This window comes from Caballeronia arvi, assembly GCF_001544695.2.
Taxonomy (GTDB): Bacteria; Pseudomonadota; Gammaproteobacteria; order Burkholderiales; family Burkholderiaceae; genus Caballeronia; species Caballeronia arvi.
Window position 1 is genome coordinate 153,776 of the sequence record NZ_FCOM02000007.1, and the last position, 26,285, is coordinate 180,060.

Consider the following 26,285-nt stretch of genomic DNA (forward strand, 5'->3'; position numbering starts at 1 on the left):
GATCGACGCTGATGTGCGTCGCGACGAAGAGTGAAGAGGAAAGAAGTGCGGGCGATGTTGCTGGGTTTTGCGTTGGGCGTCTGGTGGTTGCAGCAGCAGGCACGCTTGCCGGATGGCGTCATATGGTTCACCTGCTGCGCGGTGTTCGCCGTCGCAGTGACGCTGGGCGCGATGAAGCCGCGCGTGCGCATCGCGAGCTTAGCGATCGTGGCTTGCGCATTGGGTTTCGCGTATGCGGCCTTGCGTGCCGAAGTCGCGCTGCGCGAGCAATTGCCCGTCGAGTACGAGCAACGCGATATCGAGCTCACGGGCTTCGTGCGCGGCCTTCCCGAGCGGCAAGCAGACGGCATGCGCTTCCTCTTCGAAGTCGAGGCGAACGGCGCGCGTTTGCATGACTTTCCGCGCATCGTGCGCCTGTCGTGGATGTCTCCGGAGCCAATGAAGTTGCGGCCCGGAGAGCGATGGAAGCTGACCGCGCGCCTGAAGCGCGCGCACGCCAACGCGAATTTCGGCTTGCGCGATGCTGAAGCGACTTTGCTCGAACGCGGCATCCGCGCAACGGGCTCCGTATCGACGGCGCGCGCGCCGCGTCGTCTATCCGTCGATGCAACGAGCCCGCGTCTGATGATCGATCGTCTTCGCGCCCGCGCGCGTGATCGCATCGAAACCGTGCTCGGGGACGCGCCGCATCGCGGGATCATCGTCGCGCTCGCGGTGGGCGCGCAGGACGCCGTCAGCGATGCCGACTGGTCGCTCATGCGCGCGACCGGCACGAGCCATCTCGTCGCGATATCGGGCTTGCATATCGGCTTCGTCGCGGGGCTGGCGGCGTTGATCGCGGGCTTCGTCTGGAAGCGCGTGCGGTGGCGGGGCGTGCCCGCGCCGCTGATCGCCGCAGCGCCGAAAGTGGCCGCGATCGGCGCGACCGTGTTCGCCGCGTTCTATGCCGCGCTCGCCGGATTCAACGTGCCTGCGCAACGCACGCTCTGCATGTTGCTGATCTTCGCGGCCGCGTTTCTCTGCGGACGGCGGCCCGCTTCCTCGCTCGTGCTGCTCTGGGCGCTCGCGTTCGTGCTGATCGTGGACCCGTGGGCGGTGACATCGCCGGGATTCTGGCTGTCGTTCGGCGCGGTCGCGGCGATTCTGCATGCGGTCGCGGCGGCGGGGCGCGTCGAATCGCAGGCGCGGACGGAGGATGACGACGACATCGATCAGTGGGACCGCATCGATCCGAGCGAGGTCGGGCAGCGTCCGGAGCGGCCACGCAAGCGCAGGCCGTTTGCGTTCATCGCCCGCTTCTGGCGACGCGCGCGGCGTCGAGTGAAATCGGGCGCGCGCGTGCAATACGCCGTGACGATCGCGCTCGCGCCGCTCACGGTCTACTGGTTCTCGCAGATTCCGTTGCTCGGGCCGCTCGCGAACGCGTTCGCGATTCCGTGGATCAGCGTGCTCGTGACGCCCGCAACGCTCGCGGGCCTCCTGCTTCCCGCACCGCTCGACGCGCCGATGCTCCACGCCGCGCATGCCGCGCTCTCCGTGCTGATCGATGTGCTTGCGCGCCTCGCCGATGCCGTCCCGGCGCCGCTCTGGTTTCTGCCGCGGCCGAATGCTTTCGCGCTCGCGGCATCGGGCGTCGGCGTTGTGTGGGCGCTCGCGCCGCGTGGCTGGCCGCTGCGCTTCGCCGCGCCGTTGACGTGGCTGCCGCTTCTCGCGCCCGCGTCGCATCCCGCGCCCGAAGGCGCGTTTCGCGTGACCGCGCTCGATATCGGTCAGGGATCGGCGCTCGTCGTCGAAACCGCGCGGCACGCGTTGCTCTTCGATGCCGGTCCGGGCCCCGAATCGACGCACGCGGGCGAGCGCATCACCGTGCCGTATCTGCAAGCCGCGGGCGTGCATACGCTCGATGCGCTCGTCATCAGCCATTCCGATTCGGATCACGCGGGCGGCGCGCCGGCCGTGCTGCAGTCGATCGCCGTGCGGCAGATGCTCGCATCGCTGCCCGCAAAGGATGCGCTCTGGTCCAATGCGCGCGCACGCCGCGCAGAGACGTTGCGCTGCGTTTCCGGGCAGCGCTGGACGTGGGACGGCGTCGAATTCCGCGTGTTGTGGCCGGAGCCGGGACCGCTTGCCGGCAAGCCGAACCATCAGTCGTGCGTGCTGAAGGTGACGAGCGCGGCAGGGCGTGCGGCACTGTTCACCGCGGATATCGAGGCGGACGTCGAACGCATGCTGATCGCGCGTGAGCCAGCCGCGTTGCGCGCCGATGTGCTGATCGTGCCGCACCACGGCAGCCGCACTTCGTCCACCGAGCCTTTCCTCGATTCCATCGGGCCGGTCGCGGCGATATTTCAGGTAGGCTATCGCAACCGCTTTCACCATCCGCATCCAACCGTGTTCGCGCGCTACGGGCTGCGCGGCATCGCGCTCTCACGCAGCGACGACGACGGCGCCGCGCGCATCGACATTGGCTCTGCAATCGTGCTCGAGCGCTATCGGGACACGCACGCGCGCTACTGGATGAATCACTAAAAAAGATAAAGGTGCCGCTTGAAAGACATCATCCATTTCTCGCATGCGAACGGCTTTCCGGCGTCGACATATCGCACGATTTTCGCAGAGCTTTCCGACGATTACGACATTCGCAGCATCGAGCGCATCGGCCATGACGCACGTTTTCCGGTCACGCGCGACTGGCCGTATCTCGTCGATCAACTCATCGACGACATGAGCCGCTACCGTCGCGAGGCCGACGGCGATCATCCGAAAGTGTGGCTCGTCGGGCATTCACTCGGCGGCTATCTGTCGATGATGGCGGCGCTGAAACGCCCGCAATGGGTGAAGGGCGTCGTGATGCTCGACTCGCCGGTGATCGCCGGCTGGAAGAGCGGCCTTCTGCGCGTCACGCAATGGACCGGGCTCGACGAACGCCTTTCGCCCGCCGCCGCGACGAAGAAGCGCCGCACCCGCTGGGCGAGCCGCGACGAGGCATGGCGGCATTTTCTGGCGAAGCCCGCGTTCGCGCGCTGGGACGAGCGCATGCTGTCCGACTATATCGACTTCGGTATTCCGCAGAGTCAGGCCGACGGCGCACGTGCGCTCGCGTTCGATCGTCACATCGAATATCTGATTTACCGCACGCTGCCGCATACGCTCGGCGCGCGGCTTGCGCACGGCGCGCCGGCGCCGGTCGGTTTCATCGCCGGGACACGGTCGCGCGAAGTGCGGCAGGTGGGCCTCGGCGTGACGCGGCGCATTGCCGGCGAGCATTTCGAATGGATGGAAGGCAGCCATCTCTTCCCGATGGAGCGCCCGATCGACACCGCGCGCGCCGTGCAGCGCCTCCTGAAAGCGATGCAGGCATCGCTGTGACATGCGCTCAAAAGGGCGCGAGCAGTCGCGCGGGACTTGACGGCGGGCCGGTGGCGCGTTCCGCAAAAATCGCGCCGAAATGCGCGTATTTGTAGTCAATTCCGGCGGCGCGCGCGCTTCGTGGGAACCTGCCTTTACGGTATAATCCGTTTTTCCCGCGAGCATCTAGCGATGACCAAATATGTATTCGTCACCGGCGGCGTAGTTTCGTCCCTTGGCAAGGGTATTGCCGCCGCCTCCCTCGCCGCGATCCTCGAATCGCGCGGTCTAAAAGTCACCCTCCTCAAGCTCGATCCCTACATCAACGTCGACCCCGGCACGATGAGCCCGTTCCAGCACGGGGAAGTGTTCGTGACGGAAGACGGCGCGGAGACCGACCTCGACCTCGGCCACTACGAGCGCTTCATCAGCACGAAGATGCGCAAGGCCAACAACTTCACCACCGGCCAGATTTACGAATCCGTGATCCGCAAGGAACGCCGCGGCGAGTATCTCGGCAAGACGGTGCAGGTCATTCCGCACATCACCAACGAAATCCAGGCATTCGTGGAGCGCGGCGCCGCAGCGGCGACGTGCGGCCAGCCGGACGTGGCGATCGTCGAGGTCGGCGGCACGGTGGGTGACATCGAATCGCTGCCGTTCCTCGAAGCCGCGCGTCAGATGAGCCTGCGCATGGGCCGCAACAGCGCGTGCTTCGTGCACCTGACGCTGGTGCCGTTCATCGCCACCGCCGGAGAGCTGAAGACGAAGCCCACGCAGCACAGCGTGCAGAAGCTGCGCGAAATCGGTATCTATCCGAACGTGCTCCTGTGCCGCGCCGACCGCCCGATTCCCGACGACGAGCGCTCGAAGATCTCGATGTTCTCGAACGTGCCGGAAGACGCCGTGATCTCCGTGTGGGACGCGGACAGCATCTACAAGATTCCGCAGATGCTCAACGACCAGCATCTCGACGACATCATCTGCGAAGAGCTGAAGCTCTCGCCGCCGCCTGCCGATCTGACGATGTGGTCGGACCTCGTGCAGAAGCTCGAGAACCCGAAGAGCGAAGTGACCATCGGCATGGTCGGCAAGTATGTCGAGCTCACCGAGTCGTACAAGTCGCTGATCGAAGCGCTGCGCCACGCGGCCATTCATACGTCGACGAAGGTCAACATCGAGTACATCGATTCGGAGCAGATCGAAGCCGAAGGCACCGACGCACTGAAGCATCTCGACGCCGTGCTGGTGCCGGGCGGCTTCGGCCGTCGCGGCACGGAAGGCAAGATCAAGGCGATCCGCTATGCGCGTGAATCGAAGACGCCGTATCTCGGCATCTGCCTCGGCATGCAGCTCGCGGTGATCGAGTTCGCGCGCGATGTCGCCGGTCTCGCCGATGCGAACAGCACCGAGTTCGATCAGGACACGGAAAACCCGGTCGTCGCGCTCATCACCGAGTGGTACGACCGCGCGGGCCGCATCGAAAAGCGCAGCGAAGAGTCGGATCTCGGCGGCACGATGCGCCTAGGCTCGCAGAAGTGCCCGATCAAGCCCGGCACGATGGCCGGACGCATTTACGGCACGGATGTGAACGAGCGTCATCGTCACCGTTATGAAGTCAATAACCGTTTCGTGCCCCAGCTCGAGGCTGGCGGGCTTATCATCAGCGCCCGTACCCCGAGCGAGGATCTGCCCGAAATGATGGAGTTGCCGCAGTCGCTGCACCCGTGGTTTGTCGGCGTGCAGTTCCACCCCGAGTTCACCTCGACGCCGCGTGACGGGCATCCGCTCTTCAAGGCGTTCGTCGAAGCGGCGCGCGCGCACGCCGAAGGCGCGGGCGCAAAGACGCCGGTCCGCGCAGCGGCCACCGCGGGAGCGCAAGCATGAAGCTGTGTCACTTCGAAGCCGGTCTGGACAAGCCGTTCTTCCTGATCGCGGGCACGTGCGTCGTCGAGTCGGAGCAAATGACGATCGACGTCGCCGGGCGGCTGAAGGAAATCACGCAGAAGCTCGGCGTGCCGTTCATCTACAAGTCGTCGTTCGACAAGGCGAACCGCAGTTCGGGCAAGTCGTTTCGCGGCCCCGGCATGGACGAAGGCCTGCGCATTCTTGGCGAAGTGAAAAAGCAGCTCGGCGTGCCCGTTCTCACGGACGTGCACACGGAAGAGGAAATCGAAGCGGTCGCATCGGTCGTCGACGTGTTGCAGACGCCCGCGTTCCTGTGCCGTCAGACCGATTTCATCCACGCTTGCGCGCGTTCGGGCAAGCCGGTGAACATCAAGAAGGGCCAGTTTCTTGCACCGCACGACATGAAGAACGTGATCGACAAGGCGCGTGACGCCGCGCGCGAAGCGGGGCTGTCGGAAGACCGCTTCATGGCGTGCGAGCGTGGCGTGTCGTTCGGTTATAACAATCTCGTGTCCGACATGCGCTCGCTCGCGATCATGCGCGAAAGCAATGCGCCGGTCGTGTTCGACGCAACGCATTCGGTGCAGTTGCCGGGCGGGCAGGGCACGAGCTCGGGCGGCCAGCGCGAATTCGTGCCGGTGTTGGCGCGCGCGGCGGTCGCGACGGGCGTAGCCGGTCTCTTCATGGAAACGCATCCGGACCCGGCCTGCGCGAAGTCGGACGGCCCGAATGCGGTGCCGCTGCATCACATGGAAGCGCTGCTCTCGACGCTCATCACGATCGATCGCGCCGTGAAAAGCGGCTCGTTTCTCGAGAACGATTTCAACTGAGCATCGGCAGCAACAGGTAGTGCTACGCGGGCGTCATCATCGGCGCCCGTGTCGCGACAACGGGTCACATGGACCGCATCGCCGGTCCCGGACGACCGCTCTGTGCGCCGGAGCTGAACCCGGCGGTCATCGAAAAGGTCTGAGCGAAACCAGTGAAGCGCGCGCCGAAAGGGTGTATCGAAGTGTAAAAACACGCGGCGCGCTTCGTTGTGACTGACAGAATTCATCGTCATTTCTTGAGGAAACCATGAGTGCTATCGTAGATATCATCGGCCGCGAGATTCTCGATTCGCGAGGCAATCCGACCGTCGAATGCGACGTGTTGCTCGAATCGGGCACGATGGGCCGCGCGGCGGTTCCGTCGGGTGCGTCCACCGGTTCGCGCGAAGCCATCGAACTGCGTGACGACGAAGCCGGCCGCTACAACGGCAAAGGCGTGCTGAAGGCGGTCGAACACATCAATACCGAGATTTCCGAAGCCATCATGGGCCTCGACGCCTCGGAACAGGCTTTCCTCGACAAGACCCTGCTCGAGCTCGACGGCACGGACAATAAATCGCGTCTCGGCGCGAACGCGATGCTCGCCGTCTCGATGGCCGTCGCGAAGGCCGCCGCTGAAGAAGCCGGCCTGCCGTTGTACCGCTACTTTGGCGGCTCGGGTGCGATGCAGCTTCCGGTGCCGATGATGAACATCGTCAACGGCGGCGCACACGCGAACAACAGCCTGGATATTCAGGAATTCATGATCGTGCCGGTGAGCCAGCCGACGTTCCGCGAAGCCCTGCGCTGCGGCGCGGAAGTGTTCCATGCGCTCAAGAAGATTCTCGCCGAGCGCGGCATGAGCACGGCAGTGGGCGACGAAGGCGGCTTCGCGCCGAACTTCGGCAGCAACGACGAGTGCCTGTCCACCATCCTGCAAGCCATCGAGAAGGCCGGCTATCGCGCGGGTGAAGACGTGCTGCTCGCGCTCGACTGCGCGGCGAGCGAGTTCTATCACGACGGCAAGTACCAGCTCGCCGGTGAAGGCCTGCAACTGTCGTCGGGCGAATTCGCGGACTATCTGGCTACGCTTGCAGACAAGTTCCCGATCGTGTCGATCGAAGACGGCATGCACGAAAGCGACTGGGAAGGCTGGAAGATCCTGACCGACAAGCTCGGCAAGAAGATTCAGCTCGTCGGCGACGATCTCTTCGTCACCAACACGCGCATCCTGAAGGAAGGCATCGAGAAGGGCATCGCGAACTCGATCCTGATCAAGATCAACCAGATCGGCACGCTGACGGAAACCTTCGCGGCCATCGAGATGGCCAAGCGCGCGGGTTACACGGCTGTGATCTCGCACCGCTCGGGCGAAACGGAAGACTCGACGATCGCGGATATCGCGGTCGGCCTGAACGCTGGCCAGATCAAGACCGGCTCGCTGTCGCGCAGCGACCGCATCTCGAAGTACAACCAGCTGCTGCGCATCGAGGAAGATCTCGGCGATATCGCTAGCTATCCCGGCAAGTCGGCGTTCTACAACTTGCGCTAAAGCTTTTGCCGCTTTAGTCGATAAAGGACGTTAAGTCATCTTTTGAAGCCCGCGGCCCACGGTTCTCGAAGTCAATCGAGGCCGCCGGGCTGCGCTTATTTCGGCTACGTGAATGCGGCTCGTAACTGTCGTTCTGATTCTGTTGCTGGTGTTGATCCAATACCCGCTCTGGTGGGGGCACGGCGGCTGGCTGCGCGTGCATGAATTGCAGCAGCAGCTTGCGCAGCAGACGGAGAAGAACACGAACCTGCGATTGCGCAACGAGCGCGTCCAGGGCGAAGTGCAGGATCTGCAAGGAGGCACCGCCGCCGTGGAAGAGCGCGCGCGCTATGAAATGGGCATGGTGAAGGACAGCGAGGTCTTCGTGCAATTCGTCTCGCCGAATTCAACCGCGCCCGTCAATTCCGCGAACGTGCCGGGCATGAACGGCTCGACGCGCGGTCAGGTCTCGGCAGCGCCGCTGCGCGTGGTGCCGAACCCCGTCTCGCGCTCGAAGCAGGAGTTGCGCGATCTGGACAAGAAGGCGCGGAAGGAAAAAGCGGCTGAAGCGAAGAAGCAGCAGGGCGCGGCTCAATAGCGGCGCGGTTTTATCGAACTGCATAAAAAATGGCGCGGTGATCGACCGCGCCATTTTTGTTTCTGCGGACGTATTCCCGACTCGTTCACCAGGCAGTGCCGAATCCGACGCCCGTGCCCCAGTACGGGCCGCCCCAGCCGCCGCTCGAATATCCGCCATACACCGAGACCGGCATGGGTGCATAGAACTGCGACATCGTCTTCGCGGCATTGCCCGCGGCGGCGGCCTGCTGCGACTCGTTGAGCGCCTGCTTGTCGATGGCGTTGTAGCGTTCCATCTGCTGTTGCGGCGTCAGTGCCTGCTGCAACGCAGGCGGCGTGTCGGGCAGACGGCTATAGATCGGCGAAGGGCCGGGCGGGTCCATCGCGCAGCCGGCGAGGAGCGCCGCGCCGGCGATACACGACATGAGATTCCGGTTGAACGTCGAGGGTTTCATTTTGCGACCTCCAGCGGGTCGGACAACTAAGTAAGACTCTCATCATAGCGCGCGGCGGGTTTCGCGAGACACCCGCCGCGGGTGGGCGCGACGATCATTCGCCGTGCCGCCAAAGCCCCGATGAACGCGCCGCCATCTCCGCCGGACAAGGGTTCGCGCCGTGTTCAGTGCCGTTGTCCCGGCGCCGGGCTCACGCCTTGTGAGAGTTCTTTTGCGACAAAAAGTTGCGCAACGTCGACAGCGTCGAAGTCATAGCGCTGGTTGCAGAACTCGCAATGCACTTCGACCTCGCCGCGCTCCGCGAGCACGCCGTCGACTTCTTCGCGACCGAGCATCTTCAGCATGCCGCCCACCTTCTCGCGCGAGCACGTGCAATGGAAGCGCGCCGCCGCCGGCTCGAAGTGCTGCACGTTCTCCTGCCAGAACAGGCGCTTGAAAACCGTCTCCGGTTCTTCCTTCAGCAATTCTTCGGTCGAAAGCGTGCTGCCGAGATGGCAGACGCGCTGCCAGGTGTCGGCGTCGTGCTCGCCCGGATGCGGGACGATGCCGCCGTCGCCCGGCAGCTTCTGCAACAGCATGCCGACCGCGCGATCCGTGTCCGCGGCGAGCCACAAGCGCGTGTCGAGCTGCTCGGAGTGGTGCATGTAGTGCTCGAGGACTTCGGCCATCGACGAAAGCGGGCCGTGCTCGCCCGACAGCGGCACGATGCCCTGATACGGCTGCTGTCCCGGCTTCTTGTCGGCCGGATCGAGCGTGATGACGCAGCGCCCGCGCCCGTGACGGTTCAGCAGCCCGGCAAGCGACATCTCGCTTTCGAGCTCGGCTTCCGCGCCTTCTGCGAGCTTCGCCGTGGCACGCAGCGACAGGTTCGAGTTGCACTGCACGACCAGCATCTTCACCGGGCCGTCGCCGTAGATCTGCATGACGAGCGTGCCGTCGAATTTGAGATTCGCCGACAGCAGCGCGCACGCGGCCATCATCTCGCCGAGCACGTTGCGCACGGCCGGCGGATAGGCACGGCGCGCGAGCACTTCCTGCCACGTGTTACGCAACGAAACGATCTCGCCGCGCACGGGCGCCGCGTTGAACATGAATTTCTGCAACTGGTCGTTCACAACTCTTCCTTGGGTGTTGAGGCTCGCCCGTTCTTTCGGGTCTTCAGCCGATGCGCACGAGCTGCGCCTTGTAGTATTCGCGCCGGTCGGCATAGCTTGCCGTGGCCGCGCGCATGCGGGCGATGTCCGCCTCGCCGATTTCCCGCACGGCCTTCGCGGGCGAGCCGAGAATCAGCGTGTTGTCCGGGAACACCTTGCCTTCGGTGACGACGGCGCCCGCGCCAACCAGACAGTTGCGGCCGATCACCGCACCATTCAAGACCACCGCCTGAATCCCGATCAGCGAGCCTTCCTTGATCGTGCAGCCGTGCAGCATCGCCTGATGGCCGACGGTGACGTCGTTTTCGATCGTCAGAGGAAAGCCCGGGTCCGCGTGCAGCACGGCGCCTTCCTGCACGTTGCTGCCTCGCCCGACGACGATCGGCTCGTTGTCGCCGCGCAGGGCGGCGGCGGGCCAGACGCTCGCGTTTTCCTCGAGCGTCACGCGGCCGATGATCGTCGCGGTATCCGCGAGAAACACGCTTTCGTGGATGGTGGGGGCGTCGTCGCCGAGTTTATAGATGGCCACATTGTCTCCTGAGGCGGGGTGTCGTGAGGATGGGACGCGGGGCGCGCCGCGGCCGGCGGCGCTAAAATGCGCGCCTGCCGGAGCGGCGTGACGTGTTTCGCCGCGCGATCGTTGCGCGGTTTGCGACGCTCACCGGGATTACTATTTTAGCTGTTTGCGACATCCGTCCGCCGGACCGCCGCGTTCGACGCCGTTTCCGAGATAGTTCGATGCACGACCCTGCGATGTCCCCTGAGGCCAACAACTGCGCGCGTCACGCGGCGCTCGAGATCCTGCGCGAACACGCGCCCGCGCTCAAGGCGGCGCACGCCCGCGCGCTGTGGGACGCGGTGCGCGCGGCGCCCGTGCGCATCGATCCGGACGCGACGTTCGAGGAGCCGGACGACTTGCCCGGCCGGCCCACGCGGCCGGAACTCGTTGCGCCGTCGTCGCTGAAGCGCCGCAGCATGCAGTCCGATGCGGGACGCGCCGTGCTGCTGCACGCGCTTGCGCACATCGAGTTCAATGCGATCAACCTGGCCCTCGATGCCGTCTGGCGCTTCCCGTTGATGCCACGTGAATTTTATCTCGACTGGTTGAAAGTGGCGGCGGAGGAAGCACATCATTTCTCGCTTCTGAGCGCGCGGCTCGCCGAATTCGGCCATACATACGGCGATTTTCCGGCGCACGACGGCCTTTGGGAGATGGCGCAACGCACGCGCGGCGACGTGCTCGCGCGCATGGCGCTCGTGCCGCGCACACTTGAGGCGCGCGGGCTGGACGCGTCGCCGCCAATCAGAAAGCGTCTCGCGCAGGCGGGCGATCACGCATCGGCAGCCATTCTCGATGTGATCCTGCGCGACGAGATCGGCCACGTGCTGATCGGCAATCGCTGGTTCCGCTTTCTCTGCGACGGCCAAGGCATCGATCCGCACCCGACTTACGAACGCCTCGCGGAGCAATATCACGCGCCGAAGCTGCGTGGGCCGTTCAACTTCGACGCGCGCCGCGACGCCGGTTTCGACGAAGCCGAACTGCGCGCGCTCGCCGGCCTCGACGATGCGAAGTAGGGCAGCGCCGCTATAATCGAACGATCATATTTTTTTGCAACCGATGCGAGACGTGACCATGAAAGAATCGCGTTCCGATTTCGTCGATGCGCGCGGCGTGCGTCTGCACGTGCGCCGCTGGGGTTCGCCCGACGCCCCCATGTTGTTCATGCTGCACGGCTGGATGGACGTTTCGGCGTCGTTCCAGTTCGTCGTCGATGCGCTCGCCGGCGACTGGCAAGTGCTCGCGCCCGACGCACGCGGCTTCGGTCTGTCCGACTGGCCTGTCGCGGAAAAGGGCGGCGGCCACTATTACTTCCCCGACTATCTCGCCGATCTCGACCTGTTGCTCGACCGCTACGCGCCGGGCGCGCCGGCGAATCTCGTCGGTCACAGCATGGGCGCGAACGTGGCGCTGCTCTATGCGGGCGTGCGGCCCTCGCGCGTGCGCCGCGTAGTCGATCTCGAAGGCTTCGGCCTGCCAGCGATGCGCCCGTCGCAGTCGCCAGGGCGTCTCACGCAATGGCTCGACGATCTGCGCGTGCCGCCCGCGCTGCGCAGCTACGCGAGCCTCGACGAAGTCGCCGATCGGCTGATCCGCACGAATCCGCGTCTGCCGCTCGCCCGTGCGCGCTATCTCGCCCAGCACTGGTCGCGCCAGGAAGCGGACGGGCGTTTTCATCTGCTCGCCGATCCGGCGCACAAGTTGCGTGGACCGACCTTGTACCGGCTGGACGAGGTCACCGCGGCGTGGGCGCGCGTCGCGGCGCCGGTGCTGCACGTCGAAGCCAAAGATTCGCCGACGCTCGCGGCTTTCGCGGGTGAGACGCCCGTCGCCGAGTTCAAGACGCGCTTTGCCGCTTTTCCCGACTGGCGCGAGGAAATCGTCGACGACGCCGGCCACATGATCCATCACGACCAGCCGGAACGCGTCGCCGCGCTCGTCGAGGCATTCTGCGCGTGAAGGCAGGCATTACATAACCGGCGTGTCATGCCGTTACAGTTAGAATGTCATTGAAACCCAAGAGTCCACGATGAACGCCGATCTGCATTGCCACTCCACCGTGTCCGACGGCCAGTTCGCGCCCGCCGAGGTCGCGGCGCGCGCGCATGCGAACGGCGTGACGCTTTGGTCGCTCACGGATCACGATCAGCTGGGCGGGCAGGACGAAGCGCGCAAGGCGGCCGAGGCGCTGGGCATGGGCTACCTCGCGGGCGTCGAGATTTCGGTGACGTGGGCGTCGCGCACGGTGCATATCGTCGGCATGAACGTCGATCCGGCCAACGAAGCGCTGCTTTGCGGGCTCGCGTCCACGCGCAACGGGCGCGCGGCGCGCGGCGTGGCGATCGGCGAGGCGCTCGACGCGATCGGCATTCCGAATTGCCATGAAGGCGCGCTGCGCTACACGGACGACCCCGACATGATCTCGCGCACCCATTTCGCGCGTTATCTGGTCGAGGCGGGCTATGCGCAATCGACTTCCGACGTCTTCGCGCGCTATCTCGGCGACGGCAAGCCGGGTTTCGTCGGGCATCGCTGGGCGAAGCTTGCGGACGCAATGAAGTGGATCAAGGAGGCGGGCGGCGAGCCGATCATCGCGCATCCCGGCCGCTACGATTACACGCCGGTCGAATTCGCCGCGTTCTTCGACGAATTCATTCAGCTCGGCGGCCGTGCGATCGAGGTCGTGACGGGCAGTCACACACCCGATCAATACCGCGAATACGCCGATGTCGCGCGCCGCTACGGCTTCGAGGCGTCGCGCGGGTCTGACTTTCACGGCGCGGGCGAAGGGCGCGTCGATCTGGGCAAGCTTCCGCCGCTGCCCGACGATCTCACGCCCGTCTGGGAGCGCTGGCTTTAGCCTCCCTCGGCGCGCATTTCTTTGCCGCGCGCGCACGGTCTTTGCATCAACGGTATTTTCCGCACGCACCATCCGGGAAGGCGCGTGAGCATGCGCGGTCCGCGCCGCGCGCCGCCTTTTCGATAACGATCGAAACAATAAGGCGTCGCCATGTCTCAATTCTTTCGCATTCATCCGGACAATCCGCAGCCGCGGCTCATGAACCAGGCCGCGGAGATCATCCGTGGCGGCGGGCTCGTCGCGTTGCCGACCGATTCGAGCTACGCGCTCGCCTGCCATCTCGACGACAAGGACGCGGTCGAGCGATTGCGACGCATCCGCGGCATCGACGACAAGCAACTGCTGTCGCTGCTGGTGCGCGATCTCTCCGAGCTGTCGAATTTCGCGATGGTCGATAACCAGCAATACCGGCTGATCAAATCGGTGACGCCGGGGCCCTACGTGTTCGTGCTGCAGGCGACGAAGGAAGTGCCGCGCCGGCTGTCGCATCCGTCGCGCAAGACGATCGGACTGCGCGTGCCGGATCACCGGATCACGCTCGATCTGCTGGAAGCGCTCGGCGAGCCGCTGCTCGCATCGACGCTGATCCTGCCGCCCGACACCGAGCCACTCAACGATCCCGAAGAAATCCGCGAGCGGCTGGAAAAGCAGATCGAGCTGGTCATCGATTCGGGCGCGTGCCCGGCGGAGCCATCCACGGTGATCGATCTTTCTTCGGGGGAGCCAGTGCTCGTGCGCGCGGGGAGAGGCAGTCTCGAACCGTTCGGGCTCACGGCGTAGGCGCCGCGCAGTAGCGCACACGGGCGTAATTCCCGAATACGTGCTCCGGCATGGGTCGAGGGCGAAATTGTGCGCGCCCGGACCCGCCGCGCGCGTCTGTCGAGACCTGCCTGCTTGATACAATAACGCGCTATGGATCCTTCCCTGATACAAACCATCGCGGTCTACGCGCTCCCGGTGATCTTCGCGATCACGCTGCACGAGGCCGCGCATGGCTATGCCGCGCGGCTGCTCGGCGACAACACGGCCTATGTGCTGGGCCGCGTCTCCATGAACCCGATGCGCCACATCGACCCGATCGGCACGATCGTGATTCCGATCGTCCTGTATTTCGTGACGAGCGGCGCATTCATGTTTGGCTACGCGAAGCCCGTGCCGGTGGCGTTCGGCAATCTGCGCAATCCGCGCTGGGGCAGTCTGTGGGTCGCCGCGGCCGGCCCCGGCAGCAACTTCGTGCAGGCGATCGTCTGGGGCGTCGTGTTCGTTCTGCTCAGGGCCTATCACGTCGATGAGCCATTTTTCACGGGCATGGCGCAGGCCGGCATCAGCGTGAACCTCGTGCTCGGCGTGCTCAATCTCTTCCCGCTGCCGCCCCTCGACGGCGGCCGGGTCGTCATGGCGCTTCTGCCGGTGCGCGCATCGATCGCCTTCTCCAAGCTCGAGCCTTACGGCTTCTTCATCGTGATGGCGCTCGTCGTCACGGGCGTGCTGACGCGCTTCTGGCTCGGGCCGCTCGTGCATGTCGGCTATTCGGCGGTGTCGGCCATCCTGAATCCCCTCGCTTCACTATTTCCATAACATCATGTTCCCTGACCGTATCTTCTCCGGCATGCGGCCCACCGGGTCGCTGCACCTCGGCCACTATCACGGCGTGCTGAAAAACTGGGTGCGGCTGCAGTCCGAGTATCCGTGCTTCTTCGCGGTGGTCGACTGGCACGCGCTTACGACGCACTACGAGACGCCCGAGGTCATCGAGAAAAACGTCTGGGAGGTGCTCATCGACTGGCTGGCGTCGGGCATCGATCCGGCGCAGGCCACGCTTTTCATCCAGAGCCGCGTGCCGGAGCACGCCGAGCTCTCGCTGCTGCTCGGCATGGGTACGCCGCTCGGCTGGCTCGAACGCGTGCCGACCTACAAGGAGCAGATCGAGAAGCTGAAGGAAAAGGATCTCGATACGTACGGCTTCCTCGGCTATCCGGTGCTGATGGCGGCCGACATCCTGTTGTACCGCGCGTCGCTGGTGCCGGTCGGCGAGGATCAGGTGCCGCACGTCGAAATGACGCGCGAAATCGCCCGCCGCTTCAACTATCTCTATGGCCGCGAGCCGGGTTTCGAGGAGAAGGCGATGGAAGCCGCGAAGAAGCTCGGCGGCAAGCGCTCGAAGCTGTATCACGAGCTGCGCGTCGCGTATCAGCAGGAAGGCGACGACGAAGCGCTCGAACAAGCCCGCGCGATGCTGCAGGAATCGCAAAGCCTGTCGATGAACGATCGCGAGCGCCTTTTCGGCTATCTGGAAGGCTCGCGCAAGATCATCCTGGTCGAGCCCCAGGTGTTGCTGACGGAAGCGTCGCGCATGCCGGGCCTCGATGGCCAGAAGATGTCGAAGTCCTACGGCAATACCATCGGCTTGCGTGAAGATGCCGCGACCATCGAGCAGAAAGTCCGCAAGATGCCGACTGACCCGGCGCGCGTGCGCCGCACCGATCCGGGCGATCCGGACAAGTGCCCGGTGTGGAAGCTGCACGAGGTCTACACCGACGAAGAGACGCACAAGTGGGTGCAGAAGGGCTGCCGTAGCGCGGGCATCGGGTGTCTGGAATGCAAGCAGCCGGTGATCGAAGGCATCCTGCGCGAGCAGCAGCCGATGCTCGAGCGCGCGCAGAAGTACATGGATGATCCGTCGCTGTTGCGCGCGATCGTCGCGGACGGCTGCGACAAGGCCCGCAAGTTCGCCACCGAAACGATGCGCGACGTGCGCGAGACGATGGGCCTTTCCTACAACTGATGGAAAGCGCGCCAAGCGGTTGGGTCACACGCTGGGCGCATCTCGCCGCGCCCGGCGGCACGGTGCTCGACGTCGCCGCGGGCAGCGGGCGCCATGCGCGCTGGTTCGCGTCGCTCGGGAACCGCGTGCTCGCGATCGATCGCGACGCCGGCGCGCTTGCGTCGATGCACGCGTGCGCGGGCATCGAGACGCTGACAGCGGACATTGAAGGCGCGCCGTGGCCGTTTCCGGAAAACCGCACCTTCGATGTGGTCGTCGTCACGAACTACCTGCATCGGCCGCTGTTCGGTCATCTCACCGACGCGCTCGCGCCCGGCGGCGTGCTGATCTACGAAACCTTCGCGGTGGGCAACGGCAGCATCGGCAAACCGTCTAATCCTGCCTTCCTGCTTCGGCCCGGCGAACTGCTGGATGCCGTGCGCGGCCGTCTGCGCGTGATCGCGTACGAGGACGGATTCGTCGAAGACCCGCGTGCTGCCTACGTGCAGCGAATCTGCGCCGTTTCCGAGCCTCAGTCAGCGGAAAGTGTGCTCACGATTGGTAACACACCCCCGGGTCCGCCACGTTACGCGTTGACCGGCTAATCCGCTACAATCGCGTAATATCGCTTTTCGCGATTAAATTTTCGATTAAATTCATAGAGTTTCATGACAAACGGAACACACGGCGGCATCCAGATCCGCGGCAGCATCCCTGCCATCGTCACACCGATGCACGAGGACGGTAGTCTCGATCTGCCGGCGTTTCGAAAACTGGTCGACTGGCACGTCGAACAGGGCTCGAACGGTATCGTCGTGGTGGGCACGAGCGGCGAGTCGGCCACTTTGTCGGTCGAAGAGCACATCCTGATGATTCAGACGGCGGTCGAGCATGCGGCCAGGCGCTTTCCGATCATCGCGGGCGCGGGCGGCAATTCGACCGCGGAAGCCATCGAACTCTCGAAGCACGCGAAAAAGGTCGGCGCCGACGCCACGCTGCAAGTCGTTCCGTATTACAACAAGCCGACGCAGGAAGGCATGTATCGCCACTTCAAGGCGATCGCCGAAGCCGTCGATCTTCCGGTCATTCTCTACAACGTGCCGGGCCGCACAGTTGCCGACATGAGCAACGAGACGATCCTGCGTCTCGCCGTCGTGCCGGGCATCATCGGTGTGAAGGAAGCGACGGGCAACATCGACCGCGCCGCGCATCTGATCAAGCACGCACCGGCGCAGTTCAGCATTTTCAGCGGCGACGATCCCACGGCCATCGCGTTGATGCTGCTCGGCGGTCACGGCAATATCTCGGTGACGGCGAACGTCGCACCGAAGGAAATGAGCCAGCTTTGCCGCGCCGCGCTGGAAGGCGACGCCATCACCGCGCGCCGCATCCATCTGAAGCTGCTGTCGCTGCACAAGCAACTCTTCTGCGAATCGAATCCGATTCCGGCCAAGTGGGCGCTCGCCGAACTGGGCCGCATGGAAGGCGGCATCCGTCTGCCGCTCACGCCGCTCGATGCGCGCTATCACGACGTCGTGCGTGACGCGTTGCGCGAGTCCGGCCTTCTCGCCTGATCACGTGAGGCGGCGCGCCAAGCCACAAGGAATCGAAATACCGCGCCGCCGCAAGTGATCGAATTGAACCACACCTTCAGTCATCCACCGCCGCTCGTTGGCCTCGCTTTGGCCTCGTATTGGCTTCGCCGACCTGCCCGGCTCGAACGGGATGGTCGCAAGGCAATGCGTCATCAGCAGCAAAGAAGGACCTCATGAAACGTTCCGCTTTTCTTACGCAAGCCAAACGCCTGAGCGTGCTGTCGCTCGGCGCCGGCGCAGTTTTCGCGCTCGCGGGTTGCGACACGCTCAACGACTGGCTCGCGCCGGATCGCGTCAACTACAAGGCTGCTGAAACCGCACCAGCGCTCAGCGTGCCGTCTGATCTCAGCACGGCCGACATCAGCCAGCGCTATGCCGCGCCGCCCAAGGTGAACGCGCTCGGCGGCGGCGCAGAGCGCGCGGTCACGCCGGCGGGCAACGCGACGCTCGGCGTGCCGACGGCGCAAGATCCTTTCGGCATGCACGTCGAGAAGGACGGCGATCGCCGCTGGCTCGTGGTCGATGGCCGCTCGCCCGATCAGGTCTGGGGCCCGACCAAGGAGTTCTGGGAAGAGAACGGCTTCACGCTCAAGACCGACGCGCCGCAGACCGGCATCATGGCGACCGATTGGGCCGAGAACCGCGCGAACATTCCGAACGACTGGTTCAGGAACAGCGTGGGCAAGCTGCTCGACTTCGCGTATTCGTCGGGCACGCGCGACATGTTCCGCACGCAGGTGGATCGCGCATCGGACGGCTCGACCGACATCTCGATCACGCACAGCGCGATGGAAGAAGTGCTGACCGGTCAGGACAAGACGTCTTCGCGTTGGGAAGCCCGTCCGCGCAATCCGGCGCTCGAATCCGCGGTCCTCGGCAAGCTGATGCAGAAGTTCGGCCTGACCGAAGACCAGTCGAAGAAGCTGATTGCCGATGCGCGTCCGGCGGGCGCGAAGGTGGCGGTGGACGCGGGCACGAACGGCTCCACGCTCGATCTCGCCGAGCCGTTTGATCGTGCGTGGCTGCGCGTCGGTCTCGCGCTCGACCGCACGAACTTCACGGTCGACAATCGCGATCGCGAGAAGGGCATCTACTACGTGCATTTCTCCGATTCGATGGCCGAGCTGAAGAAGGAAGGGCTCTTCGGCAAGATGTTCTCGAGCAACACGCCGAAGCCCACGCGCCAGTTCCTCGTCAACGTGAAGCCGAAGGCGGACTCCGTGACGCAAGTCGGCGTCGTCGATGCGAACGGCCAGCCGGACACCTCGTCCGATGCGCAGCGCATCGTTTCGTTGCTGCACGCGCAGTTGAACTAAACGACATGCCGAAGACATCGTGAGATTCGCCAGTCTCGGCAGCGGCAGCGAGGGCAATGCGTTGCTCGTCGAGGCATCGAGCGGCACGACCACCACGCGCGTGCTGCTCGATTGCGGATTCTCCGGCAAGGAAGTTGTGCGCCGTCTCGAGCGCCTGAACTGCCGTGTGGAGGATCTCGATGCCATCGTCATTACGCACGAGCACACGGACCATATCGGCAGCGCGCTGACGCTCGCACGAAAATGGTCCATTCCGCTGCATATGAGCTGGGGCACGGCACGCGCGACCGGCGCCGATGAAGCCGACGTCGAACTCAACGTGTTATGGGGCGACGAGAGCGTCGCTATCGGCGATCTGAGCGTGCTGCCCTATACCGTGCCTCACGACGCCCGGGAGCCGTTGCAATACGTCTTCTCCGACGGCGCGTGCCGCCTCGGCGTGCTGACGGACGTCGGTGTCTCCACGCCGCATATCACGAACGTGCTGACCGGCTGCGACGCGCTCGTGCTCGAATCCAATCACGATGTCGAGATGCTCGCCGGGAGCCGCTATCCGCCTTCGCTCAAGGCACGCATCGGCGGGAATCACGGACACCTGAACAACGAGGCGGCGGCGGCGATACTGGCATCGCTCGATCGTTCCAGGCTGCGTCATCTCGTGGCTGCTCATCTCAGCCAGCAGAACAACCTGCCGCATCTCGCGCAGGCGGCGCTGGCGGCGGTGCTGGGCGCGTCGGCGATCGATGTCGTGGTGGCGACGCAAGCCGAAGGCTTCGACTGGCTCGTGCTCTAGACGCGGCGCGCCTGGCGTAAAAACTTGCAGAAAGCAGAAACGAAAAAACCGGCCCAAGAGCCGGTTTTTTCGTTGGCAGACCGCATGGAGCGGCCTGTCACGTGGCGCTGCGATAGAGCGCCGACAAGCCTTACTGGCTTGCGCCCGATGCCGGGGCAGCAGCCGAAGCGGCAGCGTCCGAAGCCGCGCCAGCAGCCGATGCTGCGTCGCTTGCGGCGGCCGAAGCGCTCGATGCAGCAGCGTTTGCGTCCGAAGCAGCAGCAGCCGGAGCCGAAGCCGCCGACGTATCGCTTGCAGCGCTCGGAGCAGCCGTTTCGCTAGACTTGTTGCATGCAGCCAGAGCAACAGCAGCCAACAGGGATGCTACGAGGAGGGATTTCTTCATGATCACGTCCTTTTATGGTTAAAGGTAAGCAACAGCGCAAAGTACCGGTAATGTGTGCTCCAACACCGACCTGGGCCGCTGTGGAGACTCACAATTCTATTTTGTGTGAGACTTCCTACGGCTTGGCCGGAAATTATAGGCACTTTCGTAACGACCGTCGATAAATCAGGGGACGATACGTTGTCTTTCTCATACAAACTTTCATATTGCGGAACAGCATGATTTTACCATCCGCAGCCTGTCGGCAAGTCTCTTAAACGCAAGCCTGTCAAGGCAAAGCGCCTGTCTGAATCCAGCCCGCACGATACCATTCGTGTAGCAGCGCTGTCATTGACGAATCGTCTGTAAGTGTTACAAAGCGTTTCGCCTCCAGACGCCGTGTATCGGCCAATTCAGGGAGCCACTTTTTCAGCTTCGACGACATCGCCGCCGGTTCCCCATTTACGAAATATGACCTCGCGTGGTAGAGCAAAATAGTCTTTCTATCGAGTTCTACGCCCGTTTTTTTTGCTCGCTCTACAAATTTTTGCTCATTCAACGCGCGTTCGGGCGAGTCGAATACGACGTTGGCTTTCGGCTCGCTCAAATAAGTACCCAGAAACTCGCCGATGTCCTTTTCGTTCCAGTCGACGTTCGCAAGGATCGCGCCAACGCGTTCGACGAGAAGCGCCGGCAGCGCCGCCGGATTCGACACGGCGTCCTGACCCGGATCGCGATAGCGCGCGCTTGCGCGGCCGCTGTCGGGCGCATCGCCTGTGCGCTCGGCGAGGTGATAGAGGAACTGCGCCGTCAGCTCGTGCGCGGAGGGCGCGCGAAAGCCGATCGACGCCGTCATGCATTCGCCCTCGGCGATACCGTCGTGCGCGACGTGCGGCGGAAGGTACAGCATGTCGCCGGGCTCCAGCAGCCACTCTTCTTCGGGCTCGAAGTGCTGTAAAACTTTCAACGGCAATCCGGGTTTTAGCGAGAGATCGCGCTGTGCGCCGATGCGCCAGCGGCGCTTGCCATGAACCTGAAGCAGGAAGACATCGTAAGAGTCGAAGTGCGGTCCCACACCGCCGCCATCGGTTGCATAGGAGATCATCAGATCGTCGAGGCGCGCGTCCGGAATGAAGCGGAAACGGTTCATCAGCGCGTGCGCCCGATCGTCGTGCAGGTTCACGCCTTGGACGAGCAGCGTCCACTCGCGCTTCTTCACGGAAGGCAGTTCGTCGGGGGCGAAAGGGCCGTGCTCGAGATTCCACGTCTTGCGAAAATGCGTGATCAGGCGGGCCTCGACGTCGTCGAGATCGGCGAGTTCGAAGAGTTCGTCACGCGTGAGCGGAGCCGCGATATCGGGAAAAGCCTGGCGAATCAAAAGTGGCTTTTTCTGCCAGTAACGCCGCATGAACTGTCGCGGCGTGCGGTTGCCCAACAAGGGCGTGGGTTCGTCCGGAAGAGGCGCGCGAGCATGCCTGTGAAGGCCGGAAACGGGGATCGGTGTTGCGTGGTGGGGCCGCTTGGGCATCGTATAATCGAGGCTTGTATCTTGGAGGATCCAATGAAAATTGCGAAAGACACTGTCGTTTTGGTCGCGTACAAGCTATCGGATGCGCAAGGCAATCTGATCGAGGAGAGCGACGAGCCGATGGTCTATCTGCACGGCGGCTATGATGGCACGTTCCCCAAGATCGAGGAAGCGCTCGACGGTCACGAAGCCGGCTATGAAACGATGATCCAGCTCGAACCGCAGGACGCATTCGGCGAGTACGATCCCGAGCTCGTGAAGATCGAAGAGCGCAACCGTTTTCCGGAGCCGCTGGAAGTCGGCATGCAGTTCGAAGGCACGCCCGAAGATGGCGACGACGACATCGATTCGCTCATCTATACCGTTACCGATGTCGCCGAAGACAAGGTCGTGCTCGACGGCAATCATCCGCTCGCGGGCATGGCGCTGCGCTTCGCGTTGTCGGTGCAGGAAGTGCGCTCGGCGACCGAAGACGAGATCGAACATCAGCACGCGCATGGCGCGGACGGCCTGCACGTCGTCGACGAAGACGAAGACGACGATGACGACGAACCGCGCAAGAACGCAGGGCCGACGCTGCATTGAGCGCATCGGCCGAAGAAAGAAAGCGCAGCCGGGGGCTGCGCTTTTTTATTTGCCGACGCCACTCGCAGGCGCCGCTGGCACGGGATAAATCGGTGGCAAAGACTGCGGTGACAAGGACGGCGGCGGCGAGGATTGCGGCGGCGTGAGGATCGGCGGCAGGTCGGAGGCCGGTAGCGGCATCGAAGGCGGCGCGGGCAGAGACTCGGGCAGATCGTTGCGCGGCAGGGCGGGCGGCAGCGACGCGGGCAACGTGGGCGGCGGCGCGGAAGACGGCGTCGGATAGGCATCCGGATAAGGTACGTAAGGCGTGCTCGATTGCGCGGGCACATCGGATGTCGGCGCAACCGGTTCGCGCACCCGAGTCTCCTTCACATCGCGCACGCGCAGCCGAAACGGTGGATGCCATTGCGCATCGCTTTGCACTTCGAGCCATTGCGATTGCGGCTTTTTAAATGCTATCGCCACGCGCGTGAGATTCGTGACGATCAAGCCCTTGTCGTTGCGCAAAGGTTGGTCGATGTGAAAACCATTCGGCTCGGGCGCATCGGTGCCGTGAATCACGATCACCGGCCCGCGAAAAATCTCCGCCGCCTTCACGAGGCTGCGCTTGAGTTCGAGGAAGCCATCGCGGGGCTGGTTCGAGTGCGAGAAACGCAGCCACGCGAAGCGCTCGCGGCGTTCGTAGCGCGAGAAGTCCGGATCGCCCTGAAGGATCACGACGAGCGCTCGCATCTCGCTGCGCCGCGCCGATTCCGCCGCGTGTTCGAGCCAGAAGGACGTCGCGACGGCGCGGTCTTCGAACTCGCCGTTGCGCCCGCCCGCGGTCAGATAGTGGTTGTTCGGGCTCGGCACATTGAGGCCGATGAACGCGATGCCTTGCGCCTGCCAGCGCACGATTTCCCGGAACGTGCGAAAACGCGCGACATCGCTTTCCCGCGATAGCGTGAGCGAGCTTTGTCCGAGCGCGGTCGCATCGGCGAAAAAGAGCTGACGGACGAAATCGAGCCGTTCGACCGGATCGTAGGCGCCCGCATGCGCGCTGCTGCAATCGGCCCAGTCGTGCTGGCCGAGCAGCAGCACCAGCGGCGTGCGCGACGCGTCCAGCACGTCGTGCCGCGACTGATAGACGCTGTCGCGGCATGGTTCGCCAGCGCCCTTGAGATTCCCGTCGTAAACGATGAACGCGATGCTGCCGTCGCGCCCGATCGCATCGAGCATGCGGCGCACGGGCGTTTCGTCGGCGGGGCGGGTAAGCGCATCGGCCATCACGGCGAAGCCGAGCGTATTGCCCTGCGCATGCGCCTGCCGCTGCGTGCCGAAGAGGAGCGCGCCGCAGACTAACGCGGCTGCGACGGCACGCTCAACGCGACGCATCCGGCGGAGCGTTCGCCAGTTCATGCAGTTCGTAAAGCAGATCGAGCGCATCGCGCGGACGCAGTTCGTTCGGGTCCAGCGCGCGCAGCTTCTGCATCGCCGGATGTTCGGGCGTCTCGGCCTTCGCTTCGTCTTCGTCTTTGTCTTCGTGCGGCGGCTCGTCTTCGTAAGGCGCGTATGGCTGGCTCGCGAACAGATCGAACTGCGCAGTGGGATGGCCGATCGACTGCTGCTCCAGATGCACGAGATGCTTGCGCGCCGCACGGATCACCGCAGCCGGCACACCCGCGAGCTGCGCGACCTGCAGGCCGTAACTCTGATTGGCCGGGCCTTCGCTCACCGCATGCAGAAACACGATACCGTGATCGTGCTCGACCGCCGACAAATGCACGTTTGCGGCCTGCGCGAATTCCGCCGGCAGTTGCGTGAGCTCGAAATAGTGCGTCGCGAAGAGCGTGTAGCAGGCGTTGTGCATCAGCAGATGCCGCGCGATCGCCCAGGCGAGCGCGAGGCCGTCGAAGGTCGATGTGCCGCGACCGATCTCGTCCATCAGCACGAGGCTCGATGCGCTCGCGTCGTTGAGGATCGCCGCCGCTTCGGTCATCTCGACCATGAACGTCGAGCGTCCGCCCGCGAGATCGTCCGCCGCGCCGATGCGCGTGAAGATGCGGTCGAGCGCGCCGAAACGCGCGCGCTTTGCGGGCACGTAGCTGCCGACGTAAGCCATCAGCGCGATCAATGCGGTCTGCCGCATGAAGGTCGATTTACCGCCCATGTTCGGGCCGGTGATGAGCAGCAGCTTGCGCTCGTCGCTCAGGCAACAGTCATTCGCGATGAACTGCTCGACCTGCGCCTCGACGACCGGATGCCGGCCCTGTTCGATATCGATGCCCGCATTTGCGGTGAATTCCGGCGCGACCCAGTCGAGCGCGCGGGCGCGTTCGGCAAACGCGCACAGGAGATCGAGTTCCGCGAGCGCACCCGCCACACGCTGGCAATCCGCGATGAAGGGCAGCAGGCTTTGCAGCAGCGCGTCGTACAGCGCGCGTTCGCGTGCGAGCGCGCGCTCCTGCGCCGACAGCGCCTTGTCCTCGAACGTCTTCAGCTCTGGCGTGATGTAGCGCTCGGCGTTCTTGAGCGTCTGACGGCGGCGATAGTCGTCGGGCACCTTGTCGGTCTGCCCGCGCGTGACTTCGATATAGAAGCCATGCACCTTGTTGTACTCGACGCGCAGATTCGCGATGCCCGTGCGCGTGCGCTCGCGTGTTTCGAGATCGATCAGGAACTGATCGCAGTTCTCCGAAATATCGCGCAATTCGTCGAGATCGGGATCGTAGCCGCGCGCGATCACGCCGCCGTCGCGAATCAGCGCGGCCGGCTCGGGCGCGATCGAATTCGTCAGGAGATCGAGACATTCATGCGGCGGTTCGAGCGCCGCGTCGATGCGTCCCAGCGCCAATGTATGCGCCGCCATGCCCGCAACCAGCGCGCGCAGATCCGGCAGCGCGGCGAAGGTGTCGCGCAGGCTCGACAAATCGCGCGGCCGCGCCGATAGCAACGCGAGGCGGCCCGTGATGCGCTCGATGTCCGAGATCTTGCGCAGCGCGCCGCGCAGCGTGTCGAGCCCGGCGTTCGCGGGCGCGTCGAGCAAGGCGCCGATCGCTTGCTGGCGCGCCTGCGCGACCGATGCATCACGCGGCGGATGATGCAGCCAGTGACGCAACAGGCGGCTGCCCATCGTCGTGCAGCAGGTGTCGAGCAGTGAGAACAGCGTCGGCGATTCGGTGCCGCGCAGGGTTTCCGTGAGTTCGAGATTGCGCCGCGTGGCGGGATCGAGCCCGATGTACTCCGATTCGTACTCGACCTTCAGGCTGCGCACGTGGCGCAACTGCTGGCCTTGCGTCGCGGCGGCGTAGAGCAGCAGCGCGCCCGCCGCGCCGCATGCACACGTGAGCGTCTGCGCGCCGAAGCCGTCGAGGCTCGCGACATCGAGCTGTTCGCGCAGCCGTTGCGTGCCGGAACCGACGTCGAAGTGCCAGGCCGGCACGCGCGTGGTCGCGCCGGGATGCGTTACGCCTAGCGACGACTGAACGTCGGTGATCGAATCGGCGATGAGCGTCTCCGCGGGACGAATGCGCTCGAGCGCCGTGCTCACTTGCCCCGGCGCGACTTCCGCGAGGCGCAGCGCGCCGCTCGCGAGATTCAGCCACGCGAGCCCGACGCTCGTCACCACGCCGCGCCGGTTGTGCGCCGGGCAGAGCGCGAGCAGATAGACATCGCTCTTGTCGGAGAGCAGCGCGGCATCGGTGAGCGTGCCCGGCGTGACGACGCGCACTACCTTGCGCTCGACCGGCCCTTTCGATGTCGCTGGATCGCCGATCTGTTCGCAGATCGCCACCGATTCGCCCAGCTTCACGAGCTTCGCCAGATATTGCTCGCACGCGTGATGCGGCACGCCCGCCATACGGATCGGATTGCCGCCCGACGCGCCGCGTTGCGTGAGCGTGAGATCGAGCAGGCGCGCGGCCTTCTCGGCATCGTCGAAGAAAAGCTCGTAGAAGTCGCCCATCCGGTAGAAAACGAGCGTGCCGGGATGCTCCGCCTTGATGCGCAAATACTGCTGCATCATCGGCGTGTGCTGCGACAGGTCCGCGAGCGGCGCGGTGTCGGAAGAGGTGTCGGGAGTTGCCGTGTGATTGCCCATCGTGCGTGCTGTGGAAGCGTATGCGGCGAGACGGCCGGGCGCGACGTGCGCCGGCC

24 protein-coding genes are annotated in these 26,285 nt (G+C 64.4%); 17 read left to right on the forward strand and 7 right to left on the reverse strand.

The window, feature by feature from the left end:
* Nucleotides 1–45 precede the first annotated feature (45 nt).
* The 6 genes from AWB74_RS11125 (at nucleotide 46) to ftsB (ending at nucleotide 8,194) form a co-directional block, all read left to right on the forward strand.
* On the forward strand, nucleotides 46–2,529 hold the full coding sequence (locus tag AWB74_RS11125) for a DNA internalization-related competence protein ComEC/Rec2 (protein ID WP_061146913.1): 2,484 nt from the start codon (nucleotides 46–48) through the stop codon (nucleotides 2,527–2,529).
* A gap of 18 nt (nucleotides 2,530–2,547) precedes the next feature.
* Entirely contained in the window at nucleotides 2,548–3,369 is an 822-nt protein-coding gene (locus AWB74_RS11130; protein WP_061146823.1) for an alpha/beta fold hydrolase, read from the forward strand.
* 171 nt (nucleotides 3,370–3,540) lie between these two features.
* Nucleotides 3,541–5,235 carry a CTP synthase gene (locus AWB74_RS11135; RefSeq protein ID WP_061146824.1) on the forward strand — a complete coding sequence of 565 codons (1,695 nt, stop codon included), beginning with the start codon at nucleotides 3,541–3,543 and terminating at the stop codon, nucleotides 5,233–5,235.
* The gene (gene kdsA / locus AWB74_RS11140; protein ID WP_061146825.1) at nucleotides 5,232–6,086 is read left to right on the forward strand and encodes a 3-deoxy-8-phosphooctulonate synthase; all 855 of its coding nucleotides are present in this window, start codon (nucleotides 5,232–5,234) and stop codon (nucleotides 6,084–6,086) included. Before AWB74_RS11135 ends, kdsA begins: the two co-directional genes overlap by 4 nt.
* Before the next feature lie 247 nt (nucleotides 6,087–6,333).
* Entirely contained in the window at nucleotides 6,334–7,617 is a 1,284-nt protein-coding gene (eno, locus tag AWB74_RS11145; protein ID WP_061146826.1) for a phosphopyruvate hydratase, read from the forward strand.
* Nucleotides 7,618–7,729: 112 nt separating this feature from the next.
* Nucleotides 7,730–8,194: a cell division protein FtsB gene (ftsB, locus tag AWB74_RS11150; protein ID WP_061146827.1), complete on the forward strand. Its 465-nt coding sequence runs from the start codon at nucleotides 7,730–7,732 to the stop codon at nucleotides 8,192–8,194.
* A gap of 85 nt (nucleotides 8,195–8,279) precedes the next feature.
* Here ftsB and AWB74_RS11155 read toward each other — a convergent pair whose 3' ends face one another.
* The 3 genes from AWB74_RS11155 to AWB74_RS11165 all read right to left on the reverse strand — a co-directional run bounded on the left by AWB74_RS11155 (nucleotide 8,280) and on the right by AWB74_RS11165 (nucleotide 10,313).
* Nucleotides 8,280–8,630, reverse strand: a complete 351-nt coding sequence (locus tag AWB74_RS11155) for a hypothetical protein (RefSeq protein WP_061146828.1) — start codon at nucleotides 8,628–8,630, stop codon at nucleotides 8,280–8,282.
* 164 nt (nucleotides 8,631–8,794) lie between these two features.
* A complete protein-coding gene (gene hslO / locus AWB74_RS11160; protein WP_061146829.1) occupies nucleotides 8,795–9,745 on the reverse strand; it encodes an Hsp33 family molecular chaperone HslO in 951 nt (316 codons plus the stop codon).
* Nucleotides 9,746–9,788: 43 nt separating this feature from the next.
* Nucleotides 9,789–10,313: a gamma carbonic anhydrase family protein gene (locus AWB74_RS11165; RefSeq protein WP_061123873.1), complete on the reverse strand. Its 525-nt coding sequence runs from the start codon at nucleotides 10,311–10,313 to the stop codon at nucleotides 9,789–9,791.
* A 209-nt stretch (nucleotides 10,314–10,522) separates the two neighbouring features.
* Between AWB74_RS11165 and AWB74_RS11170 the strand changes: the two genes are divergently transcribed.
* The 10 genes from AWB74_RS11170 (at nucleotide 10,523) to AWB74_RS11215 (ending at nucleotide 19,674) form a co-directional block, all read left to right on the forward strand.
* Nucleotides 10,523–11,362 carry a ferritin-like domain-containing protein gene (locus AWB74_RS11170; RefSeq protein ID WP_061146830.1) on the forward strand — a complete coding sequence of 280 codons (840 nt, stop codon included), beginning with the start codon at nucleotides 10,523–10,525 and terminating at the stop codon, nucleotides 11,360–11,362.
* A gap of 58 nt (nucleotides 11,363–11,420) precedes the next feature.
* The gene (locus tag AWB74_RS11175) at nucleotides 11,421–12,305 is read left to right on the forward strand and encodes an alpha/beta fold hydrolase (RefSeq protein ID WP_061146914.1); all 885 of its coding nucleotides are present in this window, start codon (nucleotides 11,421–11,423) and stop codon (nucleotides 12,303–12,305) included.
* Nucleotides 12,306–12,375: 70 nt separating this feature from the next.
* Entirely contained in the window at nucleotides 12,376–13,206 is an 831-nt protein-coding gene (locus AWB74_RS11180) for a 3',5'-nucleoside bisphosphate phosphatase (protein ID WP_061146831.1), read from the forward strand.
* A gap of 150 nt (nucleotides 13,207–13,356) precedes the next feature.
* Nucleotides 13,357–13,986: an L-threonylcarbamoyladenylate synthase gene (locus tag AWB74_RS11185; RefSeq protein ID WP_061146832.1), complete on the forward strand. Its 630-nt coding sequence runs from the start codon at nucleotides 13,357–13,359 to the stop codon at nucleotides 13,984–13,986.
* 132 nt (nucleotides 13,987–14,118) lie between these two features.
* Nucleotides 14,119–14,784, forward strand: coding sequence for a site-2 protease family protein (locus AWB74_RS11190; RefSeq protein ID WP_061123868.1), 666 nt, complete (start codon nucleotides 14,119–14,121; stop codon nucleotides 14,782–14,784).
* 4 nt (nucleotides 14,785–14,788) lie between these two features.
* Entirely contained in the window at nucleotides 14,789–15,991 is a 1,203-nt protein-coding gene (locus AWB74_RS11195; RefSeq protein WP_061146833.1) for a tryptophan--tRNA ligase, read from the forward strand.
* The gene (locus AWB74_RS11200) at nucleotides 15,991–16,575 is read left to right on the forward strand and encodes a class I SAM-dependent methyltransferase (RefSeq protein ID WP_061146834.1); all 585 of its coding nucleotides are present in this window, start codon (nucleotides 15,991–15,993) and stop codon (nucleotides 16,573–16,575) included. The genes AWB74_RS11195 and AWB74_RS11200 overlap by 1 nt, the downstream gene beginning before the upstream one ends.
* A gap of 63 nt (nucleotides 16,576–16,638) precedes the next feature.
* On the forward strand, nucleotides 16,639–17,544 hold the full coding sequence (gene dapA, locus AWB74_RS11205; protein WP_061146835.1) for a 4-hydroxy-tetrahydrodipicolinate synthase: 906 nt from the start codon (nucleotides 16,639–16,641) through the stop codon (nucleotides 17,542–17,544).
* Between the two features lie 194 nt (nucleotides 17,545–17,738).
* A complete protein-coding gene (gene bamC / locus AWB74_RS11210; protein ID WP_061146836.1) occupies nucleotides 17,739–18,881 on the forward strand; it encodes an outer membrane protein assembly factor BamC in 1,143 nt (380 codons plus the stop codon).
* A gap of 19 nt (nucleotides 18,882–18,900) precedes the next feature.
* Nucleotides 18,901–19,674: an MBL fold metallo-hydrolase gene (locus tag AWB74_RS11215; protein ID WP_061146837.1), complete on the forward strand. Its 774-nt coding sequence runs from the start codon at nucleotides 18,901–18,903 to the stop codon at nucleotides 19,672–19,674.
* Nucleotides 19,675–19,804: 130 nt separating this feature from the next.
* On the opposite strand, the gene AWB74_RS47210 is transcribed toward AWB74_RS11215, so the two are convergent.
* Both AWB74_RS47210 and AWB74_RS11230 read right to left on the reverse strand, forming a co-directional pair.
* Nucleotides 19,805–20,059 (reverse strand): hypothetical protein, encoded by a 255-nt coding sequence (locus AWB74_RS47210; protein ID WP_074168913.1) that lies wholly within the window; start codon nucleotides 20,057–20,059, stop codon nucleotides 19,805–19,807.
* Nucleotides 20,060–20,327: 268 nt separating this feature from the next.
* Entirely contained in the window at nucleotides 20,328–21,566 is a 1,239-nt protein-coding gene (locus AWB74_RS11230) for a cupin domain-containing protein (protein WP_096032016.1), read from the reverse strand.
* Nucleotides 21,567–21,599: 33 nt separating this feature from the next.
* On the opposite strand from AWB74_RS11230, the gene AWB74_RS11235 reads away from it, so the two are divergent.
* Nucleotides 21,600–22,151 (forward strand): FKBP-type peptidyl-prolyl cis-trans isomerase, encoded by a 552-nt coding sequence (locus AWB74_RS11235; protein WP_061146838.1) that lies wholly within the window; start codon nucleotides 21,600–21,602, stop codon nucleotides 22,149–22,151.
* A gap of 45 nt (nucleotides 22,152–22,196) precedes the next feature.
* Here AWB74_RS11235 and AWB74_RS11240 read toward each other — a convergent pair whose 3' ends face one another.
* Nucleotides 22,197–23,525: a hypothetical protein gene (locus AWB74_RS11240; protein ID WP_235024542.1), complete on the reverse strand. Its 1,329-nt coding sequence runs from the start codon at nucleotides 23,523–23,525 to the stop codon at nucleotides 22,197–22,199.
* Nucleotides 23,512–26,229, reverse strand: coding sequence for a DNA mismatch repair protein MutS (gene mutS, locus AWB74_RS11245; RefSeq protein ID WP_061146840.1), 2,718 nt, complete (start codon nucleotides 26,227–26,229; stop codon nucleotides 23,512–23,514). The genes AWB74_RS11240 and mutS overlap by 14 nt, the downstream gene beginning before the upstream one ends.
* Between the last annotated feature and the right edge of the window lie 56 nt (nucleotides 26,230–26,285).